At 68.6% G+C, this 17,809-nt stretch carries 13 protein-coding genes and 1 pseudogene; 4 read left to right on the top strand and 10 right to left on the bottom strand.

Translation table 11 applies throughout. The annotated features are described in order from the left end of the window. Nucleotides 1–283: 283 nt before the first annotated feature. On the bottom strand, nucleotides 284–1,768 hold the full coding sequence (locus tag AC07C1_RS17925) for a glycosyltransferase family 39 protein (protein WP_478940023.1): 1,485 nt from the start codon (nucleotides 1,766–1,768) through the stop codon (nucleotides 284–286). A gap of 321 nt (nucleotides 1,769–2,089) precedes the next feature. Here AC07C1_RS17925 and AC07C1_RS17920 point away from each other — a divergent pair, with 321 nt between their 5' ends. The 3 genes from AC07C1_RS17920 to AC07C1_RS17910 all read left to right on the top strand — a co-directional run bounded on the left by AC07C1_RS17920 (nucleotide 2,090) and on the right by AC07C1_RS17910 (nucleotide 5,267). Beyond that, nucleotides 2,090–2,383: a lactococcin 972 family bacteriocin gene (locus AC07C1_RS17920; protein ID WP_478940021.1), complete on the top strand. Its 294-nt coding sequence runs from the start codon at nucleotides 2,090–2,092 to the stop codon at nucleotides 2,381–2,383. Between the two features lie 74 nt (nucleotides 2,384–2,457). Continuing rightward, nucleotides 2,458–4,560, top strand: a complete 2,103-nt coding sequence (locus AC07C1_RS17915; protein WP_478940020.1) for a hypothetical protein — start codon at nucleotides 2,458–2,460, stop codon at nucleotides 4,558–4,560. Further along, complete coding sequence (locus tag AC07C1_RS17910) at nucleotides 4,557–5,267, top strand: ABC transporter ATP-binding protein (RefSeq protein ID WP_478940019.1); 711 nt, start codon at nucleotides 4,557–4,559, stop codon at nucleotides 5,265–5,267. Before AC07C1_RS17915 ends, AC07C1_RS17910 begins: the two co-directional genes overlap by 4 nt. 850 nt (nucleotides 5,268–6,117) lie before the next feature. Here the strand turns inward: AC07C1_RS17910 and AC07C1_RS17905 are convergent. The 7 genes and pseudogenes from AC07C1_RS17905 to AC07C1_RS17875 form a co-directional block, all read right to left on the bottom strand. Next, nucleotides 6,118–7,500 (bottom strand): amino acid permease, encoded by a 1,383-nt coding sequence (locus AC07C1_RS17905; protein ID WP_478940017.1) that lies wholly within the window; start codon nucleotides 7,498–7,500, stop codon nucleotides 6,118–6,120. A gap of 121 nt (nucleotides 7,501–7,621) precedes the next feature. Then, nucleotides 7,622–8,518, bottom strand: coding sequence for a TauD/TfdA dioxygenase family protein (locus tag AC07C1_RS17900; RefSeq protein WP_478940015.1), 897 nt, complete (start codon nucleotides 8,516–8,518; stop codon nucleotides 7,622–7,624). Between the two features lie 14 nt (nucleotides 8,519–8,532). Then, nucleotides 8,533–9,873 (bottom strand): LLM class flavin-dependent oxidoreductase, encoded by a 1,341-nt coding sequence (locus AC07C1_RS17895; RefSeq protein ID WP_478940013.1) that lies wholly within the window; start codon nucleotides 9,871–9,873, stop codon nucleotides 8,533–8,535. Beyond that, on the bottom strand, nucleotides 9,870–10,604 hold the full coding sequence (locus tag AC07C1_RS17890) for an ABC transporter ATP-binding protein (protein ID WP_478940011.1): 735 nt from the start codon (nucleotides 10,602–10,604) through the stop codon (nucleotides 9,870–9,872). Before AC07C1_RS17890 ends, AC07C1_RS17895 begins: the two co-directional genes overlap by 4 nt. Then, nucleotides 10,580–11,428, bottom strand: a complete 849-nt coding sequence (locus AC07C1_RS17885; RefSeq protein WP_478940009.1) for an ABC transporter permease — start codon at nucleotides 11,426–11,428, stop codon at nucleotides 10,580–10,582. The genes AC07C1_RS17890 and AC07C1_RS17885 overlap by 25 nt, the downstream gene beginning before the upstream one ends. Continuing rightward, on the bottom strand, nucleotides 11,425–12,468 hold the full coding sequence (locus AC07C1_RS17880) for an ABC transporter substrate-binding protein (RefSeq protein ID WP_478940007.1): 1,044 nt from the start codon (nucleotides 12,466–12,468) through the stop codon (nucleotides 11,425–11,427). The genes AC07C1_RS17885 and AC07C1_RS17880 overlap by 4 nt, the downstream gene beginning before the upstream one ends. 204 nt (nucleotides 12,469–12,672) lie before the next feature. Beyond that, nucleotides 12,673–13,871 (bottom strand): annotated as a pseudogene (locus tag AC07C1_RS17875) (ROK family protein). 445 nt (nucleotides 13,872–14,316) lie between these two features. Between AC07C1_RS17875 and AC07C1_RS17870 the strand changes: the two are divergent. Further along, nucleotides 14,317–14,898 carry a biotin transporter BioY gene (locus AC07C1_RS17870; RefSeq protein ID WP_478940006.1) on the top strand — a complete coding sequence of 194 codons (582 nt, stop codon included), beginning with the start codon at nucleotides 14,317–14,319 and terminating at the stop codon, nucleotides 14,896–14,898. A gap of 48 nt (nucleotides 14,899–14,946) precedes the next feature. Here the strand turns inward: AC07C1_RS17870 and AC07C1_RS17865 are convergent, their stop codons facing one another. Beyond that, complete coding sequence (locus tag AC07C1_RS17865; protein WP_478940004.1) at nucleotides 14,947–16,272, bottom strand: FAD-binding oxidoreductase; 1,326 nt, start codon at nucleotides 16,270–16,272, stop codon at nucleotides 14,947–14,949. An 80-nt stretch (nucleotides 16,273–16,352) separates the two neighbouring features. Continuing rightward, a complete protein-coding gene (locus tag AC07C1_RS17860; protein WP_478940003.1) occupies nucleotides 16,353–17,777 on the bottom strand; it encodes an amino acid permease in 1,425 nt (474 codons plus the stop codon). Between the last annotated feature and the right edge of the window lie 32 nt (nucleotides 17,778–17,809).

Raw genomic sequence — 17,809 nt, 5'->3', positions numbered from 1 at the left:
GTCATCGTGTCGTGACGAGTCGTAGTTGGCCATTTTGACGACCGATAGTTGGTCAGTCGGGATGTCGAAGGGCCATTCCTGCCAGGCGTTTGTCTTGTCGCTCCGGACAGGCTCATGGGCTGGCCGAGGCCGTATGTGCAGAGGAGGACACGGAGGAACTGCGCAGGTCTGCCGTCGTGGCGCCCACCACGGCCACGGCGCCGAGGCAAAGCAGGCCACCGCTGATGAGGGCTGCCAGCAGGGCGGCGGGGGCACTCAACGGCCCAGGATGATCCATGGCCCGTCAGCGAGGCGTCGGCTTACGTTCATAGACTGTCACCCTGCGGCCGCGGACCTGCTCGTCGGCCACCGGGGTGAAGTACTGGCGCAGGATTGCGGTCTTCATTTTGTCACGGTCGGCCGTCACCGGGCGGGCCACCCGAGCTGCGTCCGTCACTAGGAGGACTCGGTGCTCGGCAAGGATCGCGGTGCGTATGCGATTCGGGGCCGCCTCAGTGCCTTTCAATGTGCCGGATGTTTCCGGTGTCACCGCGAGGGCTATGTCCCTCAATCCAGCGAAGGCCTCCGGGCAGACGGACTCGGAGTCGCGGCGGGCTGAGGGCACGAAGAGCACCGCATCCCCGGGCTGCTTCAAGCGCCGTACGTCCGACGCAACAGCCAGGACATCGTCCACCCGGCTGGCCGGGGACCGCTTGGCCAGTGACTGCGGCAGCAGGGCCAGCATGGCCACCGCGAGCCCCGTGGGAAGGAACCATTTCGATGCTGCCGGGAAGCGCGGTTTGACCGCCTGCACCGCGGAGCCGACGGCCGTACCGATCAGCAGTGCCAGCCCCAGCATGCTGTAGAGGATGTAGCGGTCCAGGAAGATCGGTTGAATCAAGGACAGCGCGACGAGGCCCAGTTGCGGCACGGTCAGCAGCGGCAACCCCACGGCCGCCGACGACAAGCGACCCGCCCCCGGCCGATCCAGCAGTGCGCCGGCACCGCCGATTGCCAGCAACACCCCTGGGCCGATCAGCATGTGCCACGACAGCGGTGGGATCCAGGACAGCTGCGCGGATTGACTTCGGCTGAAGACGATCAACGGCAGCACACCGGCGGTGGCGCACCCGGCTGCCACCGTCCAGCGGACGAGAATTCCACGCTCGGCACGGGTCCAAAGCAAGGTAGCCAGGTGTGCCGCGAGGAGCATGAGAGAGAGCCAGTTCAGCAGGCCCACGAGAAGCACGGCCGCGCCGTAGGCAGTCCAATGGCGCGTTCTGACCGGTCGTTGGAGGGCGGTTACGAGGAGCAGCGTCGAAACCCCGGCTCCGGCCGCCACCAGCGCGTATGACCGGCCTTCCTGGAGATAGAACTGTACGGCTGGCAGCAGTGACAGAGCCATTCCGCCAGCCAGGCCTGCCCAGGCGCCAGCCAGCCGGCGGCCGATAACGGCCACGCAGGCCGCTGCCACCGCGGTGGCCAGCACCGATGGCAGACGGAGGGTCGTGGTGCTAGGGCCGAAGCACTCAAACAGCAGGTGCATCAGCAGGTAGTAGAACCCATGGACCACGTCGACGTTCGCCAGCATGTGCCAGATCTCCGCTGTCGAGCGTTGGGCCACCTGCCAAGTCGCGGCCTCGTCGCGCCACACACTGTCCTGCCGCGACAACCCCCACAGGCCGAAGGCGAACGTCCAGAGCATCGGCAGCAGCCACACGAGATCGGCACGGTGCGAGCGGGTAGGCGTTGCAGGCGGTGCCGTCTCTAACTTTTGGCCGGTCGGCATGAAGAAGGGCTCCCGAGGCGGTCGTCGATGAGGGCTGGCCGCCAGGGGTTACCTACCGGCCGTGGCCGTAGCACCCTAGCGAAGAGTCCTGACTCGCACCGCAGCTCACCTGCCTTCCACCGCCATCGCAACCCTGCAAATCACGCCACAGTCTGAATCCAATCTCTCCCTGTCATTCACGCCAACCTCACCCCGTGATCCGGTAGGTTCTGGCCAACTACCCACCCACCAATGATCATACGGTTGCGCAGCGATCACCTTTCGTTAAGGGTTTTGAACCGTTCACAAGCCCAGTAACACTCACAACGAGAGGTGGATCACATGCACAGGAGAAACGTGGTCAAGGCCGCTGTTGCATCCACGGCCCTCATTCTCGCTGCGGCGACCCCGGCACTCGCCACGACCGTCGACGTCGCCGGCGGAAAGTGGAGCTACGACCAGGGGGCCAACACGGCGTGGTCGAACTTCAAGCACCCGTCGAACTGGCACGCGTCGTCGGTGAAGATCGGCAGCCAGACCTTCAAGAGCGGCTGCACGACGCCGGGCGAATGGTCGCTCGCTTCTGGCACGAAGAACGGCGGCGGCATCTCGTACTACTACGACCCGAGCTGCTGACCCACCCAGTTGTGGGGGCGGGCGTTGCCCGCCCCCACAACTGCCCTCCCATTGACTGACTGGATCGACATCAGATGCTGCATCGAGGGACAAGATTCGTCCACGCCGCGGTCCTGGCCTTCGCCGCAGTGCTGGCCTTTCTCTTCGTGCGCGGTCTGGACGAGACCGGAGTTCTGGGAAACTCGGCCCTGGTCGAAGTCATCGACTCTGACGGGTCGAAAAACGGGTACCAAGTTGTCCAGGCTATCGAAACCTTTTCGACCGAGCACAAAACCGCGGTAGCCCGCGAGGTTCCTGATCTGAAGAATCCCGACGGGCTACGGCATCTGTACCTGGCATCGAGCAGCAGCACGTCCGTAACGACGGGATGGCTGGACAACGGATATCCAGAGTTCAGCAAGAACTATGCGACACGAGTGCACCCGATGTCCGATGTCGGATCGCTGGATCCACGGGGCTCGTACTACGTCTTCGGTGCGTCCGAAGCCGTCGATGAGCTGGTAGCCGAACTCGGTCAACTCGGTCTTACCACGAGCGTGACTCATCCCTTGTCGTATGCCGAACTGGCCGACGAGTACTCGAATGACCCTCTATTCCAAGCTTTCTGCGTGGTTGCCCTCGCGGCCGTGACAATAACCGGCGCAAGCATATTGCTCAATGCCAAGGGATACGGCGTCCTTCGGATGCAGGGCATGTCCTTCGTTGGCATCCTCCTGCGTGACCTGCGGCACCTGGCAGTCTTCTGGCTCGCGGCGGCCGGCACCGTGGCAGTGGCAACGGTTGTCTCCCTCAGCCTCTACAACGGCTGCGCCTGGCTCGGGCTGTTCGCCGAGGTGGCTGCGGTGGCCGCGGGGATCCTGGTCGTTGTGGTGCTCGCGGCCCATGCGGCCGTGCTCGCACTGACCTACAGGGTCGACGTACTGCCAGCCCTGAAGGGCGAGTTGCCCGCAAGGGCCGCGTCCATCAGCGTCTATCTCGTTCGCGTCCCCGCACTTCTGCTCGCGCTCAGCATCGCCACCGACGTCACCGTCGCCAGCCGGAGTGTGCTGATGCGCCAGGAGAACCAGAAGGTCTACGAGACGGTGGGCGACGCGGTCTCGATCCGCCTCAGCGGTGCATTCGCCATGCATACAGAACGACTGGACGAGCATGTGGGACCATGGCTGCGTCAGGCCGACCAGCGAGGCGAGGTCGTCCTCGCCGGCCGCAGGGACCTCCAGGTATCGGCCCCCGGTGCTCATCTACCGACCGGTGAGTTCCTCATCGTCAACGACACGTACCTTGCCGAGCAGCCGGTTAAAGGTCCAGCAGGTCGCCGCTACACCTCTCAAGCCAACCGCGGAAATACGCCCGACTCGCGTCCGGTACGAGTCATTATCCCCGATTCCCTGGCTTCTCATGAGGCGGTTATTGCGAAGGCAGCTTCCGAAATCGTCGACCCGCACCAAAACAGACATGTTCCACTTGAGGTCTTGAAGAGTGGATCTGGACAGCACCTCTTCGGGTACAACACCGGCGCCTACGTCTACAACTCGGCTCATGGCCCCGACGAGGACAGGTCCATGTTGCTCGATCCGGTCGTTATCGCCGTACCCAACGGTTCACAATTTCTCACCGATGATGCGTACACCACCTACGCCACTCAGGCGGGAGTAATATTCCCTAACCCGGGTGACGTACTGAACGGCATCAAGGCGAATGGCCTGCAGAGTTACATCAACGGGATAAGTCCAGTCGGCCAGAAAAGTGCGCTGGATCTCAGGAACTCGGTCAGTGAACTGCGGCTGCATGTGTTCAATCTCATCATTGCTGCCCTTATTCTCGTCATTGCCGCACTTGGTCTCTGTATTATCTACTCCCGCAAAAATGCGCAGATGATATTTGCGCGGCATATTAGCGGCTGGAGATATGTGGCAACGCATCGCTTCGTCCTTGCCGTAGAATTGGCTATCGCAGCAATATTTGCCACCCGAGTGCCATTTCAGGCATGGCAACAGGGGCAGGAGTTGCAGAAGTTTGCGGCTGCGGGCGCGCCCGCGCCTTTCCAGCCCACTAATCTCACCGCTCTGGACGTAGGTCTCATCACATCCCTGGTCATGGTCGAGTTCGGGGCTGTAATACTCGCTCTCGCGTTCTTTCATCGTCGGATAGTAAAGGAAGGGGCGACTGCCGCATGAACTCCCCAAGCGCCGAAAACCCCTCCATCAAACCGGAGAAGATTGTGATCGAGGTCGAGAATCTGTCGAAGGCGTTCGGATCGCGAGTCTTGTGGCGTAACGTTAACTTCACCGTCCGCCAGGGTGAGATGCTCGCGCTCGTCGGCCCCAGCGGAGCAGGCAAGTCCACCCTTCTCAACTGCCTCGGACTGCTCGACAAACCGACCGCTGGGGCGATTCGGTACAAGGGAAATGACATCACACGACTCAGCAGGAGAGAGACCCGCCGATTTCGTCGTGACAGCCTCGGTTACCTGTTCCAGCACTACGCCCTGATCGAGAACGCGACCGTGGAAGAGAACCTGGAAGTAGCCATCAAACCACGGCGGAGAGCACCGGACAGCAGCGGACCGAGCATCACCGATGCCCTGGATCGCGTGGGCCTTGCGGGTCGGGGCAGGGAGCGCATCCACCATCTGAGCGGCGGCGAACAGCAGCGGGTGGCCTTGGCCCGACTCATGGTGCAGCGGCCGAGGCTTGTCCTGGCGGACGAGCCTACCGGCGCCCTCGATGATGCCAACACCATTGCCGTCATCGATATCCTTCGCGATCTGAGTCGAGCTGGATGCGCTGTGGTGCTCGCCACCCACGACGCCACCGTCCGAGACCGCTGCGACGCGGTCTTCGCCGTACATAAGGGCTCGCAGAGAATCAACATGCTGATTTGATCTCGGTCGGGCTGCTCGCGAGGAACGTGGCATGTCGGCGGGCATCCGGAATCTGGCTGTGGGGGGTGGAATGGTGTAGCCACGCTCGACCAGGAGGGGCTGGACTTGGTGAACGGCTTGGTGGGTGCTGCCGGTGACCCCGAAGAGCTGTCCAGCGCCGGTTCGGGCATGCCGGTCAGCTCCGGGTTGCGCACCCTGGGCGCCGGCAGTGCCGTGGGCACCGATAACGCGAAGACGGCGGACTACCGGGTCGGTGAGGCCGGGCGGGCCGAGGCCATGGCAGCCGACGGGTCACAACGCCACGAACAGCAGCCAGCCGAGGAGGGCCCGCCAGGGGTGCCGGGCGCTCCAGCGCGCCGCGCGCACAGTGAATGTGTTCATGCCCAGAAGCCTTGTCGGCGGGGGCACTTCGTGGACACGGGTGCTCGGTTGAACCCGGCGTCAGCCGATCGGTGGATCCCGGGGGTGGGGAAGACCCCCGCGAGTCACGTCCTCGCGGGGGTCTTCTCTCACCGCCTGCCGACGTGAAGGGTGAGAAGACGATCACGAGGCAGGACGACTCGGAGGCGCTCAGTGCCCTCAGGGTGCCGGCAGCAGGGCGTTCGCGCGGGACTTGACGGCCTCGTGACGGCGGGCCACGTCGTGCCAGTCGACCACCTGCCGCATGGCCTCGATGAACGGGTGATCCCCTCCGGACCTTATTGCAGCTTACTTGCAGGTGCAATATGACAGCAGGAAGAGGAAGGGTGGAGGGGTGCCCGGGCGCGCGGAACGGGTGCTCGGCTCCGAGCACCCGTTCGTTGTGGGACCGTGATCGGCTCACCGCCCGGCAGGCGGGGCCGGGGCCTGATCAGCCCTTCGCCCGTGCCTTCTGCCAGCCGTAGCCGACCGCCGCCAGGGCCAGTGTCATGCCGCCCGTCGAGTACAGCTGGACGCGGGTGTCCGGCTCGCGGGCCATGAGGACGAAGATCGCGACCATGCCGGCGAGGGCTACCCAGGTCAGCCAGGGGAAGGCCCACATGCGGACGGCCAGCTTCTCGGGGGCCTCGCGCTCGATCCGGCGGCGCAGCAGCAGCTGGGAAACCGCGATGAACATCCAGACGACCAGGATGACCGCGCCGATCATGTTCAGCAGCCAGGGGAAGACGTCGTCCGGGCGCCAGTAGCTGAGCAGGACGCAGACGAAACCGAAGAAGCACGAGGTGAGGACCGCGATCCGGGGGACCCCGCCGGAGAGCCTGGCCAGCACCTTCGGGCCCTGGCCGCGCTCGACCAGTGAGTAGGCGATGCGCGAGGAGCCGTAGATGTTGGCGTTCATCGCGGACAGCAGCGCCACCAGTACGACGACGTTCATCAGCTGACCCGCGCCGGGGATGCCCAGGTGGTCGAGCGTGGCGACGTACGGGCCCTTCTCCACGACCTCCGGGGAGTCCCACGGGACCACGGTGACGACGACCGCCATGGAGCCGATGTAGAAGAGGGCGATGCGCCACATCGCCGTGCGGACGGCGCTCGCCACGCCCCGCACCGGGTCCTCCGACTCGGCCGCCGCGATGGTGACCGTCTCCAGGCCGCCGTAGGCGAACACGGACGCGAGCAGGCCGATGATCAGGCCGTCGCTGCCGTGCGGCAGGAAGTCCGTCAGGTTCGACGCGCCGGGGGAGTCCGTGCCGGGCAGGACGCCCGCGACGGCCAGCACGCCCAGGATCAGGAACAGGCTGATCGCGCCGACCTTCAGCGCGGCGAACCAGAACTCGAACTCGCCGAAGTTCTTCACGGCGGCCAGGTTCGCCCCGCAGAAGACCACCATGAACAGCGCGACCCAGACCCACTCGGGTGTGCCGGGCAGCCATCCGGAGACGATGTGCGCGGCGCCGATGCCCTCCAGCCCGACGGCCGTGCACAGCAGGACCCAGAAGGACCAGCCGGCCGCGAAACCGGCCCAGGGGCCGATCGCCCGCTCGGCGTGTGCGGAGAAGGAGCCCGACGACGGGTAGGCCGCCGACATCTCGCCGAGCATCCGCATCACCAGCATCACGAGGAGCCCGGAGATCGTGTAGGCGATGACGATGGACGGCCCGGCGGCGGCGATGCCCGCACCGGAGCCCACGAACAGGCCCGCGCCGATCACCCCGCCGAGGGCGATCATCGACAGATGGCGCTGCTTGAGGCCGTGGGAGAGGGAGGCACCATGTTCCTGAGGCGGTGTCTCCGTGGTGGTGCTGCTGGGCATGGGGGCGGCTCTCCCAGTGCAATAGGCGGGTAAAAACCCAGCCAGTCTGGGCGGCCCGTCCGCTCACGCGAAGAGGCCGCCCAGTATCCGGACATTCGCCGTACGGAGGGTGAACCCCCGGTTACGCGGCCGCGAGCACCGGCGTGTAGTGCGAGGCGTCGCCCGCGATCGAGTAGCTCTCCCTGCCCTCGATGCCGGCCGGGACGTCACCGGCGACGGTCACCCGGTGCAGACGGCGCGGCCGCCCGTCGTAGTTGTCGATGGCGTAGTGCTGCGTGATGCGGTTGTCGAAGAGGACCAGCTGGTTCTCCGACCAGCGCCAGCGCAGCACGTTCTCGGGGCGGGTGACGTACGCCTGGAACAGGTCGAGGACCTTGCGGGACTCGCCGGCCGACAGGCCCACGATCCGCTGTGCGAACCCGCCGATGAACAGACCGCGCTCGCCGGTCAGCGGGTGCACGCGGACCACCGGGTGGGCGGTGCGGTACTTGATCGACGTGAACTGGGCGCGCTGGGCGGCCTGCTCCTCGTCGATGTCCTCTTCCGGTACCGCGTAGTCGTAGTCGTTGGTGTGCTCGGCCCAGAGCGTGTCGGCGAAGCGGCGCAGCGGCTCGGGCAGGTCGCGGTAGGCGGCGGCGGAGTTGGCGATCAGGGTTTCGCCGCCGTACGGCGGGAGGGTGATCGAGCGCAGGGTGCTGGCCTGCGGCGGGTTGAGGACGAAGGTGACGTCGGTGTGCCAGTGGTTGGCGCGGCCCCGTTCGCTGTCCACGGGCAGCACGTTCGGGGCGCCCTCCACGGCGCCGACCGTGGGGTGGGCGGTGGTCAGGTCGCCGAAGTGCCGGGCGAAGGCCTGCTGGCCCTCGTCGTCCAGGTCGACGTCGTCGAAGACGAGCGCCTTGTGGGCGTTCAGGGCCTCGCGGATCGCGGCGACCTGCTCCGCGTCGAGCGGCTTGGAGATGTCGACGCCGGAGACCCGGGCGCCGATGCGTGCGGTGACCTTGGTGATCTCGATGGACATGTGGGCTGGTCCTTTCAGACGAGGGCGGAGGCGGGGGCGAGGTACTGGTTGGCGGGGCGGGGCAGGCCGTAGCGCTCCCGCAGGCTCTGGCGGGGCCCGTACTCGGTGCGGAGCAGGCCCCGGGCGCGCAGGAGCGGTACGACGTGCTCGACGAAGGCGTCCAGACCGGCGGGCAGCACGGCCGGCATGATGTTGAAACCGTCGGCGGCGCCCCGCGTGAACCAGGTCTCGATCTGGTCGGCGACCTGCTCGGGCGTCCCGGCGAAGGTGAGGTGCCCGCGCCCGCCGCCGAGCCGCCCGATCAGCTGCCGCACGGTCAGCCGCTCGCGCCGGGCCAGCTCGACCACGAGCGTGTAGCGGCTCTTGGCCCCCTCGATGGCGGACTCGGGTGGCAGTCCGGCGGGCAGCGGGGCGTCCAGCTCCAGTGTTCCGGGCTCCAGCTGCAGCAGGCTCTCCAGGCGGCCCACCCCGTGGTCGTACACGATGTGGTCCTCCAGCAGCTGCTCGGCGGCCCGCGCCTCGGCCTCCGTGGACCCGAGCACCGGGACGATGCCGGGCAGCACCTTGATGTGGTCGGGGTTCCGTCCGGCCCGCTCGGTACGGGCCTTGAGGTCGGCGTAGAAGGCCTGGGCGTCGGCGAGGGTCTGCTGGGCGGTGAACACCGCCTCCGCGTACCGGGCGGCGAACGCCTTGCCGTCCGCCGAGGAGCCCGCCTGGACGAGGAGCGGATAGCCCTGCGGGGTGCGCGGCACGTTGAGGGCTCCGGCGACGCTGAAGTACGTCCCCTCGTGCCGGGGCGGGTGGATCTTGCTGTCGTCGCCCCAGACGCCGGCGGCCTTGTCGGCGACGATCGCGTCGTCCTCCCAGCTGTCCCACAGCTTCAGGGCGACCTCGAGGAACTCGGCCGCGCGGGCGTACCGCTCGGCGTGCGCGGGCTCCGCGTCCAGACCGAAGTTGCGGGCGGCCTCGGCACCGGCGGTGGTGACGATGTTCCAGCCCGCGCGGCCGCCGCTGATGATGTCCAGCGAGGCGAACTTCCGGGCCAGGTTGTAGGGGGAGTTGTAGGACGTGGAGGCGGTGGCGATCAGGCCGATGTGCTCGGTGGCCGTCGCCAGCGCGGTCAGCAGGGTGAGCGGTTCCAGGGCGCCGGCCGGCCGCTGGGCCAGGTTGCTCCACAGCTGGGGGCCGTCGGCGAGGAAGAGTGAGTCGAAGGTGCCGCGTTCGGCGATCCGCGCCAGGCCCACGTAGTGGGCGAGGTCGACGTGCGCGTACGGGTCGCTCTCCGGCAGCCGCCACGAGGCCTCATGGTGGCCGGTGTTCATCAGGAACGCGTTGAGGTGGAGCCGTCTGGTCATGCGTGGTCCTCCGTGACACCGAGCGCGGCCAGCAGCCGCTCTCGGTACGCGCCCAGCACCGGCTCCCGGTAGGAGCGCGGGTGGGGATGGTCGATGGTCAGGTCGAGGCCGATCCGGCCCTGGTCCAGGACGAGGACCCGGTCGGCGAGCACGATCGCCTCGTCCACGTCGTGCGTGACCAGCAGCACGGAGGGCCGGTGGCGCTTCCACAGGTCGCGCAGCAGGTTGTGCATCCTGATCCGGGTCAGCGCGTCCAGCGCGCCGAACGGCTCGTCCGCCAGCAGGAGTTCGGGATCGCGCACCAGGGAGCGGGCCAGCGCCGCCCGCTGGGCCTCGCCGCCGGACAGCTCGCCCGGCCAGGCCCGCTCGCGGCCACCCAGGCCGACCTCCCGCAGCGCGGCCCGGCCGCGTTCCCCGGCGTCCTTGCCGTCCAGGCCGAGCAGGACGTTGTCCAGCACCCGGCGCCAGGGCAGCAGACGGGAGTCCTGGAACACCACCGAGACCCGCTCGGGCGCGGTGAGCCGCCCGCTTCCGGCCACCCCGTGGTCCAGGCCGGCGACCGCGCGCAGCAGGGTGGACTTGCCCGAGCCGCTGTGGCCGAGCAGGGCCGTGAACTGTCCGGCGGGCAGGTCGAGGTCGACGCCGTCGAGGACCGTACGGTCCCCGAACGACCGGGTCAGTCCGCGGAGCTGGACGGTGGGCCGGGTCAGCTGCTCAGTGTGCGGCGCCATGACAGCACCCTCCGTTCGACGAGTCGGACCACGCTGTCGGAGACCAGGCCGAAGACGCCGTAGATCAGCAGGCCGACCAGGATGACGTCGCTCTGGCCGTAGTTCTGCGCCTGGAACATCAGGTAGCCGAGGCCGCTGGTGGCGTTGATCTGCTCCAGGACCACCAGGCCCAGCCAGGAGCCGGTCACCCCGAGCCGGAGTCCCACGAAGAAGCCGGGCAGCGCGCCGGGGATCACGACCTGCCGGATGAAGGCGAACCGCGACAGGCCCTGCACCTCGGCGAGTTCGACGAAGCGGCTGTCGATGCCGGACAGCGCGGCGTGCGTGTTCAGGTAGATCGGGATGTAGACGACGATCGCGATGATGGCGATCTTGAAGGTCTCCCCGATGCCCAGCCAGAGGATGAACAGCGGGATCAGACCGAGGGTGGGGATCGCCCGGTTGAGCTGCACGGTCCCGTCGATCAGTGCTTCCCCGGTCCGGCTGAGGCCGGAGGCGAGCGCGAGCAGCACCCCGGCGGTCAGGCCGATCGCGAAACCGTAGCCGGCCCGCTTCAGGGAGGTCAGCACATCGGTGGGCAGGGTGCCGTCGGTCCACAGATGGCCGGCGGTTCGCAGGACCGTCCAGGGCGCCGGAATGGCACCCGTGTCGAGTGTTCCGGCGGCCGAGGCGGCGGCCCACAGCACGAGCAGTACCAGCGGTCCGATGAGCCGGGCGGCGGGCAGTTGACGGCCGGGGGAGAGCCGGCGGCGCCGGCGGACCTGGGGAAGTTCCTCGGCGGCCTGCGCCGCCACGGCTGTCGTCGTCGTGGTCACGGCGGTCACCTCCGGTACTCCGCCGGTACGGCCTTGGCGGCGATCGACTCGAAGCGGTGGTCGAAGAGCGAGGACACGTCGAACTTCTTGACGAAGCCGCCCTCGGCGAGCAGATCGGCGGTCTCCTGTTCCCACTTGATCGCCTCGCCCCAACTGGGCGGGAACAGCGGCTTGTTGGCGAGTGCGGTGATGGACCTCGCCTGCGCCAGGGTCAGGTTCTGCGTCTTGACGTAGAACTCCTCGTTCCACACGTCCGGGTGCTCGTACGTCCACACCTGGCCCTTGGCCCACGCGGGGATGTAGGCGGCGACCGCGGCGGCCTTCGCCGGGTCGTTCAGCACGGACTGCGGCGCCCACAGCAGGTTGAGCAGGTCGACGACGTCGGTCTTGATGACGTGGGCGCCCTTGCCCCCGTACTGCTTCAGGTACGCCGGCACCTGGTTGTTGGCAAGCGGGGCGATGTCCACCTGGCCGGCCTGCAGCGCGGTCAGGAACTGGTTGCTGGTCAGCGGGACCAGCTTCACCTCGTCGTACTTCAGGCCGGCCTGCTTCAGCGCCCGCAGCAGGACGACGCCCTGGGCCTGCCCCTGGGAGAAGGCGAGCCGCTTGCCCCGGAAGTCCTCGACGGTGCGGATGTCGCTGCCGGGCTTGGTGGCGAAGAGGTAGTTGGGCTTGCGGGTGATGTCGATCGCCACGATCTTCGCGTCGAAGCCCTGGTAGTGCGCCTGGATCGGCGGGATGCCCGCGTTGTTGGCGAGGTCCAGGGACTTGGCGCGGAAGGCGTTGATCACATCCGGGCCCGCCCCGATGTTCGCCCAGCTCGACACGGTGAAGGGCAGCTCGGGCAGCTTCGCCAGCTTGAACTGCAGCTGCTGCTGGCCCAGGTAGGAGGCGATCTTCAGACTGGTGCCGGCCGGGACCTTGGCGGCGAGCGGCTCGGTGGCGGCGCCCTTGGTGTCGGCGGAGGCATCGCCCTTGGCGCAGCCGCTGAGGCCCGCGACGGCGGCGGACGCCCCGGCCAGGGAGGTGAGAAAGGCACGACGGTGCATGGGAGGACTCCCAGGGGAAAAGAGGGGAAAGGCAGGAAGAATTCCGGGACGGCAGGCCGGAGAAGGGAAACTCACGCAGCGGGAAACACGCGCTTCATGCGCGGCAATATGTCAGCAACAGAAGGTGCGACAGCTGATGAGTACGTCCATGACCAGCATGTTCCCGGCCATGAGCGACTCCTGTCAACATTCCGAGTTTCTGAATTAAATAGGCTCAGGTGACGCACTCAGCGGATCCCGGAACAGCACGTCGAGCATGACGGATCCACCCGCCACCGCCAGTACCGAATCCGGGAAACTCGTCGGCAGTACGGCCGCCGCACGGCTGTTTCCGGCCGCTTCCCGCAGCGCGTTCAGGCAGTCCTCGAAGTGCATGACGCCCACCTCGGTCACCACGACGGTCTCCGGGTTCAGCACGTCCAGCAGCAGTCCGGCCGCCCGCCCGGTCATCCGCGCCCGGTCCACCAGCAGCCGCCGGGCCACCGCGTCCCCGCCCGCCGCCGCGGCCACCACATGCATCGGATTGGCCGAGTCGATCACCCCGGCCGCCCGGGCCCGCCGGCACAACGTCCGCTCACTCAGCTCCACCTGGAGGCAGCCGGCACGGCCGCACACGCACGGCTCGGTGCCCCCCGGCACCGGCAGATGAGCGATCGCCCCGGCCGCCGAACGCGGACCGTGGTGCACCTCGTCGTTGGTCGCGAAGGCCGCGTCGACCACGTTGCCCACGAACAGGTGCAGCACGCTGCGGCTGCCCCGGGCCCGCCCGAACAGCCGCTCCCCGTTCACCAACGCCCGTGCATGGCCGTCCACCTGGACCGGCAGACCCGTGCGGGCGCCGAGCAGCTCCCGCACCGGCACCTCCCGCCAGCCCAGCAAGTCGTGCTCGACCACGGTGCCGGTCTCCCGGTCCCCCAGCCGCCGACCGCCACCCCGACCCCCAGCGGGCGACGGCCCGGTATTGCGGCGAAGAGCCCCGCGAGTCCCTCGGCGGCCCGCGCCAGCACCCGGTCCGGATCGGTCCGTTCGTGCCGCAGCTCCCGCTGGGCCAGCACCCGGCCCCGCAGATCCAGCAGCGCGACCGTGGTGTAGGGCACGGCCACATGCACTCCGGCGACCAGGAACCGGGTGTCGTCCAGGTCGACGGGCACGTGCGGACGGCCCACCCCGTTGGAGCGGCGGGGCGCGGCCGAGTCCCGGACCAGGCCCAGTTCGGCGAGCCGGGCGCAGTGCTCGGTCACCGACGCCGGGGACAGACCGGTCAGCCGGGCGATGGTGCTGCGCGCCACCGGCCCGTGCTCCAGCACGGAGCGCAGCACGACGCTGGCACTGGTGCGCCGCCGGTCACTGTCGGCGGCACGCGGAATGGGGGAGACCAGGGTGGGAACCGCGGTACGGGGCATGGAGAACCGTCCTCGGGAACGGGGCCGACACGTCTCGGAAGGCGAGGCGCGTCGCACGACCCGCCCCTACCCCGGGCGGCGACAGGTGGCCGTGCCCTGGCGTCGCAGGTCGACATAGCGACGCGACGTGAAGTACCGGGCCTGGGCAACCATGCGCTCGAAGCTAGCAAAGCGACCCCGCGCTGCCCAGACGGCGACCGACGGGCGAGACGGGCGTCCGCGGCGCTTTGGCGGGACCCTACAGAGACTCAACGGCCGTCCGGGTATCCCCGACCACTCCACCTCAGTGACCGGTATCACGCCGTACCCGGTGTAACCCGCAACCTTTGTCCGGAGCCCACCAAGCGGCCGTCCGAGCCTTTGTCGATCGCTGACGGTGATCGGCGCGCGGGCGCCGGTATAGCGTCACGGTGTTCCCACCTGCCCAGACACCCGCGGAGTCCCCATGAGCACCGCCACCGCCACCGCTCGCCCCGGCGCAGTCCTCGCCGACCTGCTGCCCGCGTCCCGCGTCCGTGACGCCGCCCTCGTGCTCGGCGGTGCCGTGCTCACCGGCCTCGCGGCCCAGCTGGCGGTCCCGGTGCCCGGCACCCCGGTGCCGGTGACCGGCCAGACCTTCGCCGCGCTGCTCGTCGGCACCTCGCTCGGTGCCCGCCGCGGCTTCCTCTCCCTGGCCCTCTACGCGATCGCCGGCGTGGCCGGCGTGCCGTGGTTCGCGAGCGGCACCTCCGGCGCCGGCGCCCCCTCCTTCGGCTACATCCTCGGCATGCTGCTCGCCTCCGCGGCCGTGGGCGCCCTGGCCCGCCGCGGCGCCGACCGCTCCCCGCTGCGCATGGCCGGCACGATGATCCTCGGCGAGGCGATCATCTACGCGATCGGCGTGCCCTACCTGGCCCTCGCCGCCCACCTGAGCGCGTCCCAGGCGATCGCGGCCGGCCTCACCCCGTTCCTCGTCGGCGACGCCCTCAAGGCCGCCCTGGCGATGGGCGTGCTGCCCACCGCCTGGAAGCTCACGGGCAAGCGCTAGTTGTACTGATCACGAGTTCCTTGACGGGCAAACGTTGCCTGCCGCGGATCAGGAGCCGACGCCGTAGTTCCTGCGGAAGAGATTCGCCGGGTCGTAACTCTCCTTGAGCCCGGCGAGCCTCTTTCGCGTCTCGGGGTCGTAGAGCCCCGCACTCCGGTCGCCCGCGCCGAAGGCGAAGTTGAGCGACCGGCCGAGCGTGTCGTCGGCCGGCAGCGCGAACGCCGGGTCCAGCACGGCCCGCGCCCGCTCCCGCTCCCCGGCCGCCAGCACCCGCAGCAGGAACCGCCCTTCGCGGTACGGCACCGCGTTCGGCGCCGGCCGGGCGAGCGCCCCGCCCAGATGGTTGACCTGCACGACACACATCAGGTCCGCCTCCGGTCCGGTCCGCCTCAGCAGCTCACCGGCCCGCTCCACGTCCAGCTCCCGCAGCACCACGCTGTCGCCGTAGTAGGCGTGCGGGAAGTCCGGGTCGCTGTGGATGGTGTGGCTCTCGGCGTACGGCATCGTGCGCAGGGAGTCGGACAGCACCGGGCCGATCTCCCGCAGCGGGGCGACGAGGGCCTCGCCGTCGGTGCCCGTGTGGGCGACCCGGACCGAGACGACGTACCTGCCGCGCAGCTGCGGGGGCAGCGCGGGCAGGTCCGGGTACGGCACGGCGGCGAAGGACGAGGTCAGGCCGTCCGGCACGGTCCGCGTCCAGGCCTCGTACGCCCGCAGCACCGCCACGGGGTCCACCGCCCGCCCGTCGAAGGCGAGTGAACCGCCGTACAGGGTGCGGACCGGGACGAGCCCGATCTCCAGCTCGGTGACGATGCCGAAGCCGTGCCCGGCGCCGAGCAGCGCCCAGTACAGGTCGGGGTCCGAGTCCTGGGTGACACGGCGCAGCGCGCCGTCGGCGGTGACCACCTCCAGCGACCGCACATGGTCGGCGGCGTACCCGAACTCCCGTGCCAGGATGCCGAGGCCGCCGCCCAGGGTGTACGACACCGCGCCCACGCCCGGCGCCGAGCCGTTGAGCGGCGCCAGCCCGTACGGCCCGGCCGCCGCGATCACCCCGCGCCAGCGCGCCCCGGCCCGGATCCGGACGGTACGGGCCGCGGGGTCGACGGCGATCCCGTCCAGCCGCTTCGTCGTCACCAGCAGGCCGCCCTCGTAGCCGCCCGGTAGCCCGTGCCCGGTCGCCTGCACCCCGACGGGCAGGCCCCGGGTGGCCGCGTACCGTACGGCGGCCACCACATCGTGCGTCGTGCGGGCGGGCACGACCACGGCGGGCCGCTGGGGGAAACCGAGCTGGAAGGCGGCGAGTTCGTCCTCGTAGCCCGGGTCGCCGGGGCGGATGAGGGGCGGGTCCGGGCGGTGGTCCGTGGATGTCATGACACGCACACTGCCCCGCATACCTGACAGGGTCCGTCAGGTATGCGGGGCAGTCGCGTGAAGCCGGTGCGGGGATCGGATCAGCCGACGGAGACCTTGTCGGCCGGCTCCTCGGCCGCGGGGGCCGGGCCGTTCGCCGTGAGCCGCTGCTTGACCACGGCGATCACCAGCACGACCGCCGCCACGCCCAGCGACAGCAGCACGGTCTTCCGGCCGCTGCTCGGGCCTTCCGTGTCGGTGAGCATGTAGCCCAGGACGAACACGATCATGGCGGCCGTCGCCCAGGTCAGGTACGGGTACAGCCACATCTTCACGACGAGCTTCTCCGGCGCCTCCCGCTGGATGATCTTCCGCATCCGCAGCTGCGAGAAGCAGATGGCCAGCCAGACGAACAGGGCCACCGCGCCACTGGAGTTCAGCAGGAAGAGGAAGACCGTGTCCGGGAACTTGTAGTTGAAGAAGACCGCCACGAAGCCGAAGACGACCGAGGCCAGGATCGCCGCCATCGGCACACCGCGGGAGGTGGTGCGGGCGAACACCTTCGGGGCGTCACCGCGCTGACCGAGCGAGAAGGCCATCCGGGAGGCCGTGTAGAGGCCGGAGTTGAGGCAGGACAGCACCGAGGTCAGCACGATGACGTTCATGATCTCGCCGGCGTGCGCGATGCCGAGGGAGTTCAGGGCGGCGACGTAGGAGCCGTCCTTCTTGATGGCCGGGTCGTTCCACGGCAGCAGCGAGACCACGACGAGGATCGAGCCCAGGTAGAAGACGCCGATGCGCCAGATGATGCTGTTGGTCGACTTGGTGACCGCGCGCTGCGGGTCCTCCGACTCGCCGGCCGCGAGGGTGGCGATCTCGCTGCCCATGAAGGAGAAGACGACCAGCAGCACACCCGTGAGGATGGCACCGGGACCGTGCGGCAGGAAACCGCCGTGATCCGTCAGATTGCCGAAGCTCGCCTTGTCGGCGTGCACGCCCGGCAGCACGCCGAACACGGCGAGCAGGCCGATGACGATGAACGCGCCGATCGCCACGACCTTGATACCGGCGAACCAGAACTCGAACTCGCCGTAGGAGCCGACGGAGACGAGGTTGGTCGCGGTCAGGACGATCATCACGATCAGAGCCCAGCCCCACTGCGGGACGGCCGGGACCCAGCCCTCGAGGATCTTGGCGCCGGCGGTCGCCTCGACGGCGAGCACGACGACCCAGAAGAACCAGTACAGCCAGCCGATGGAGAACCCGGCCCAGCGGCCGAGGGCACGGTCGGCGTGGGCCGAGAAGGAACCGGAGGTGGGGTTGGCGGCGGACATCTCGCCGAGCATGCGCATCACCAGCACGACGAGCGTGCCGACGAGGGCGTACGACAGGAGGATGCCCGGTCCCGCGGTAGCGATACCGGAACTGGAACCGACGAAGAGGCCGGCTCCGATGACGCCACCGATCGCGATCATCGAGAGATGGCGGTTCTTGAGTCCTGCTTGGAGGCCCGAACCAGGGGTCATGGACGGATTTCCTTTGCGCCAGGTGGAGCTGC

The organism is Streptomyces sp. NPDC045022, assembly GCF_056432605.1.
This window is presented reverse-complemented; position numbering and strand designations above follow the sequence as displayed.

Bases quoted from the DNA above. Each gene is read 5' to 3' on its own strand.
- AC07C1_RS17925 (WP_478940023.1), bottom strand. From the start codon at position 1,768: ATGCCGACCGGCCAAAAGTTAGAGACGGCACCGCCTGCAACGCCTACC.
- AC07C1_RS17920 (WP_478940021.1), top strand. From the start codon at position 2,090: ATGCACAGGAGAAACGTGGTCAAGGCCGCTGTTGCATCCACGGCCCTC.
- AC07C1_RS17915 (WP_478940020.1), top strand. From the start codon at position 2,458: ATGCTGCATCGAGGGACAAGATTCGTCCACGCCGCGGTCCTGGCCTTC.
- AC07C1_RS17910 (WP_478940019.1), top strand. From the start codon at position 4,557: ATGAACTCCCCAAGCGCCGAAAACCCCTCCATCAAACCGGAGAAGATT.
- AC07C1_RS17905 (WP_478940017.1), bottom strand. From the start codon at position 7,500: ATGCCCAGCAGCACCACCACGGAGACACCGCCTCAGGAACATGGTGCC.
- AC07C1_RS17900 (WP_478940015.1), bottom strand. From the start codon at position 8,518: ATGTCCATCGAGATCACCAAGGTCACCGCACGCATCGGCGCCCGGGTC.
- AC07C1_RS17895 (WP_478940013.1), bottom strand. From the start codon at position 9,873: ATGACCAGACGGCTCCACCTCAACGCGTTCCTGATGAACACCGGCCAC.
- AC07C1_RS17890 (WP_478940011.1), bottom strand. From the start codon at position 10,604: ATGGCGCCGCACACTGAGCAGCTGACCCGGCCCACCGTCCAGCTCCGC.
- AC07C1_RS17880 (WP_478940007.1), bottom strand. From the start codon at position 12,468: ATGCACCGTCGTGCCTTTCTCACCTCCCTGGCCGGGGCGTCCGCCGCC.
- AC07C1_RS17870 (WP_478940006.1), top strand. From the start codon at position 14,317: ATGAGCACCGCCACCGCCACCGCTCGCCCCGGCGCAGTCCTCGCCGAC.
- AC07C1_RS17865 (WP_478940004.1), bottom strand. From the start codon at position 16,272: ATGACATCCACGGACCACCGCCCGGACCCGCCCCTCATCCGCCCCGGC.
- AC07C1_RS17860 (WP_478940003.1), bottom strand. From the start codon at position 17,777: ATGACCCCTGGTTCGGGCCTCCAAGCAGGACTCAAGAACCGCCATCTC.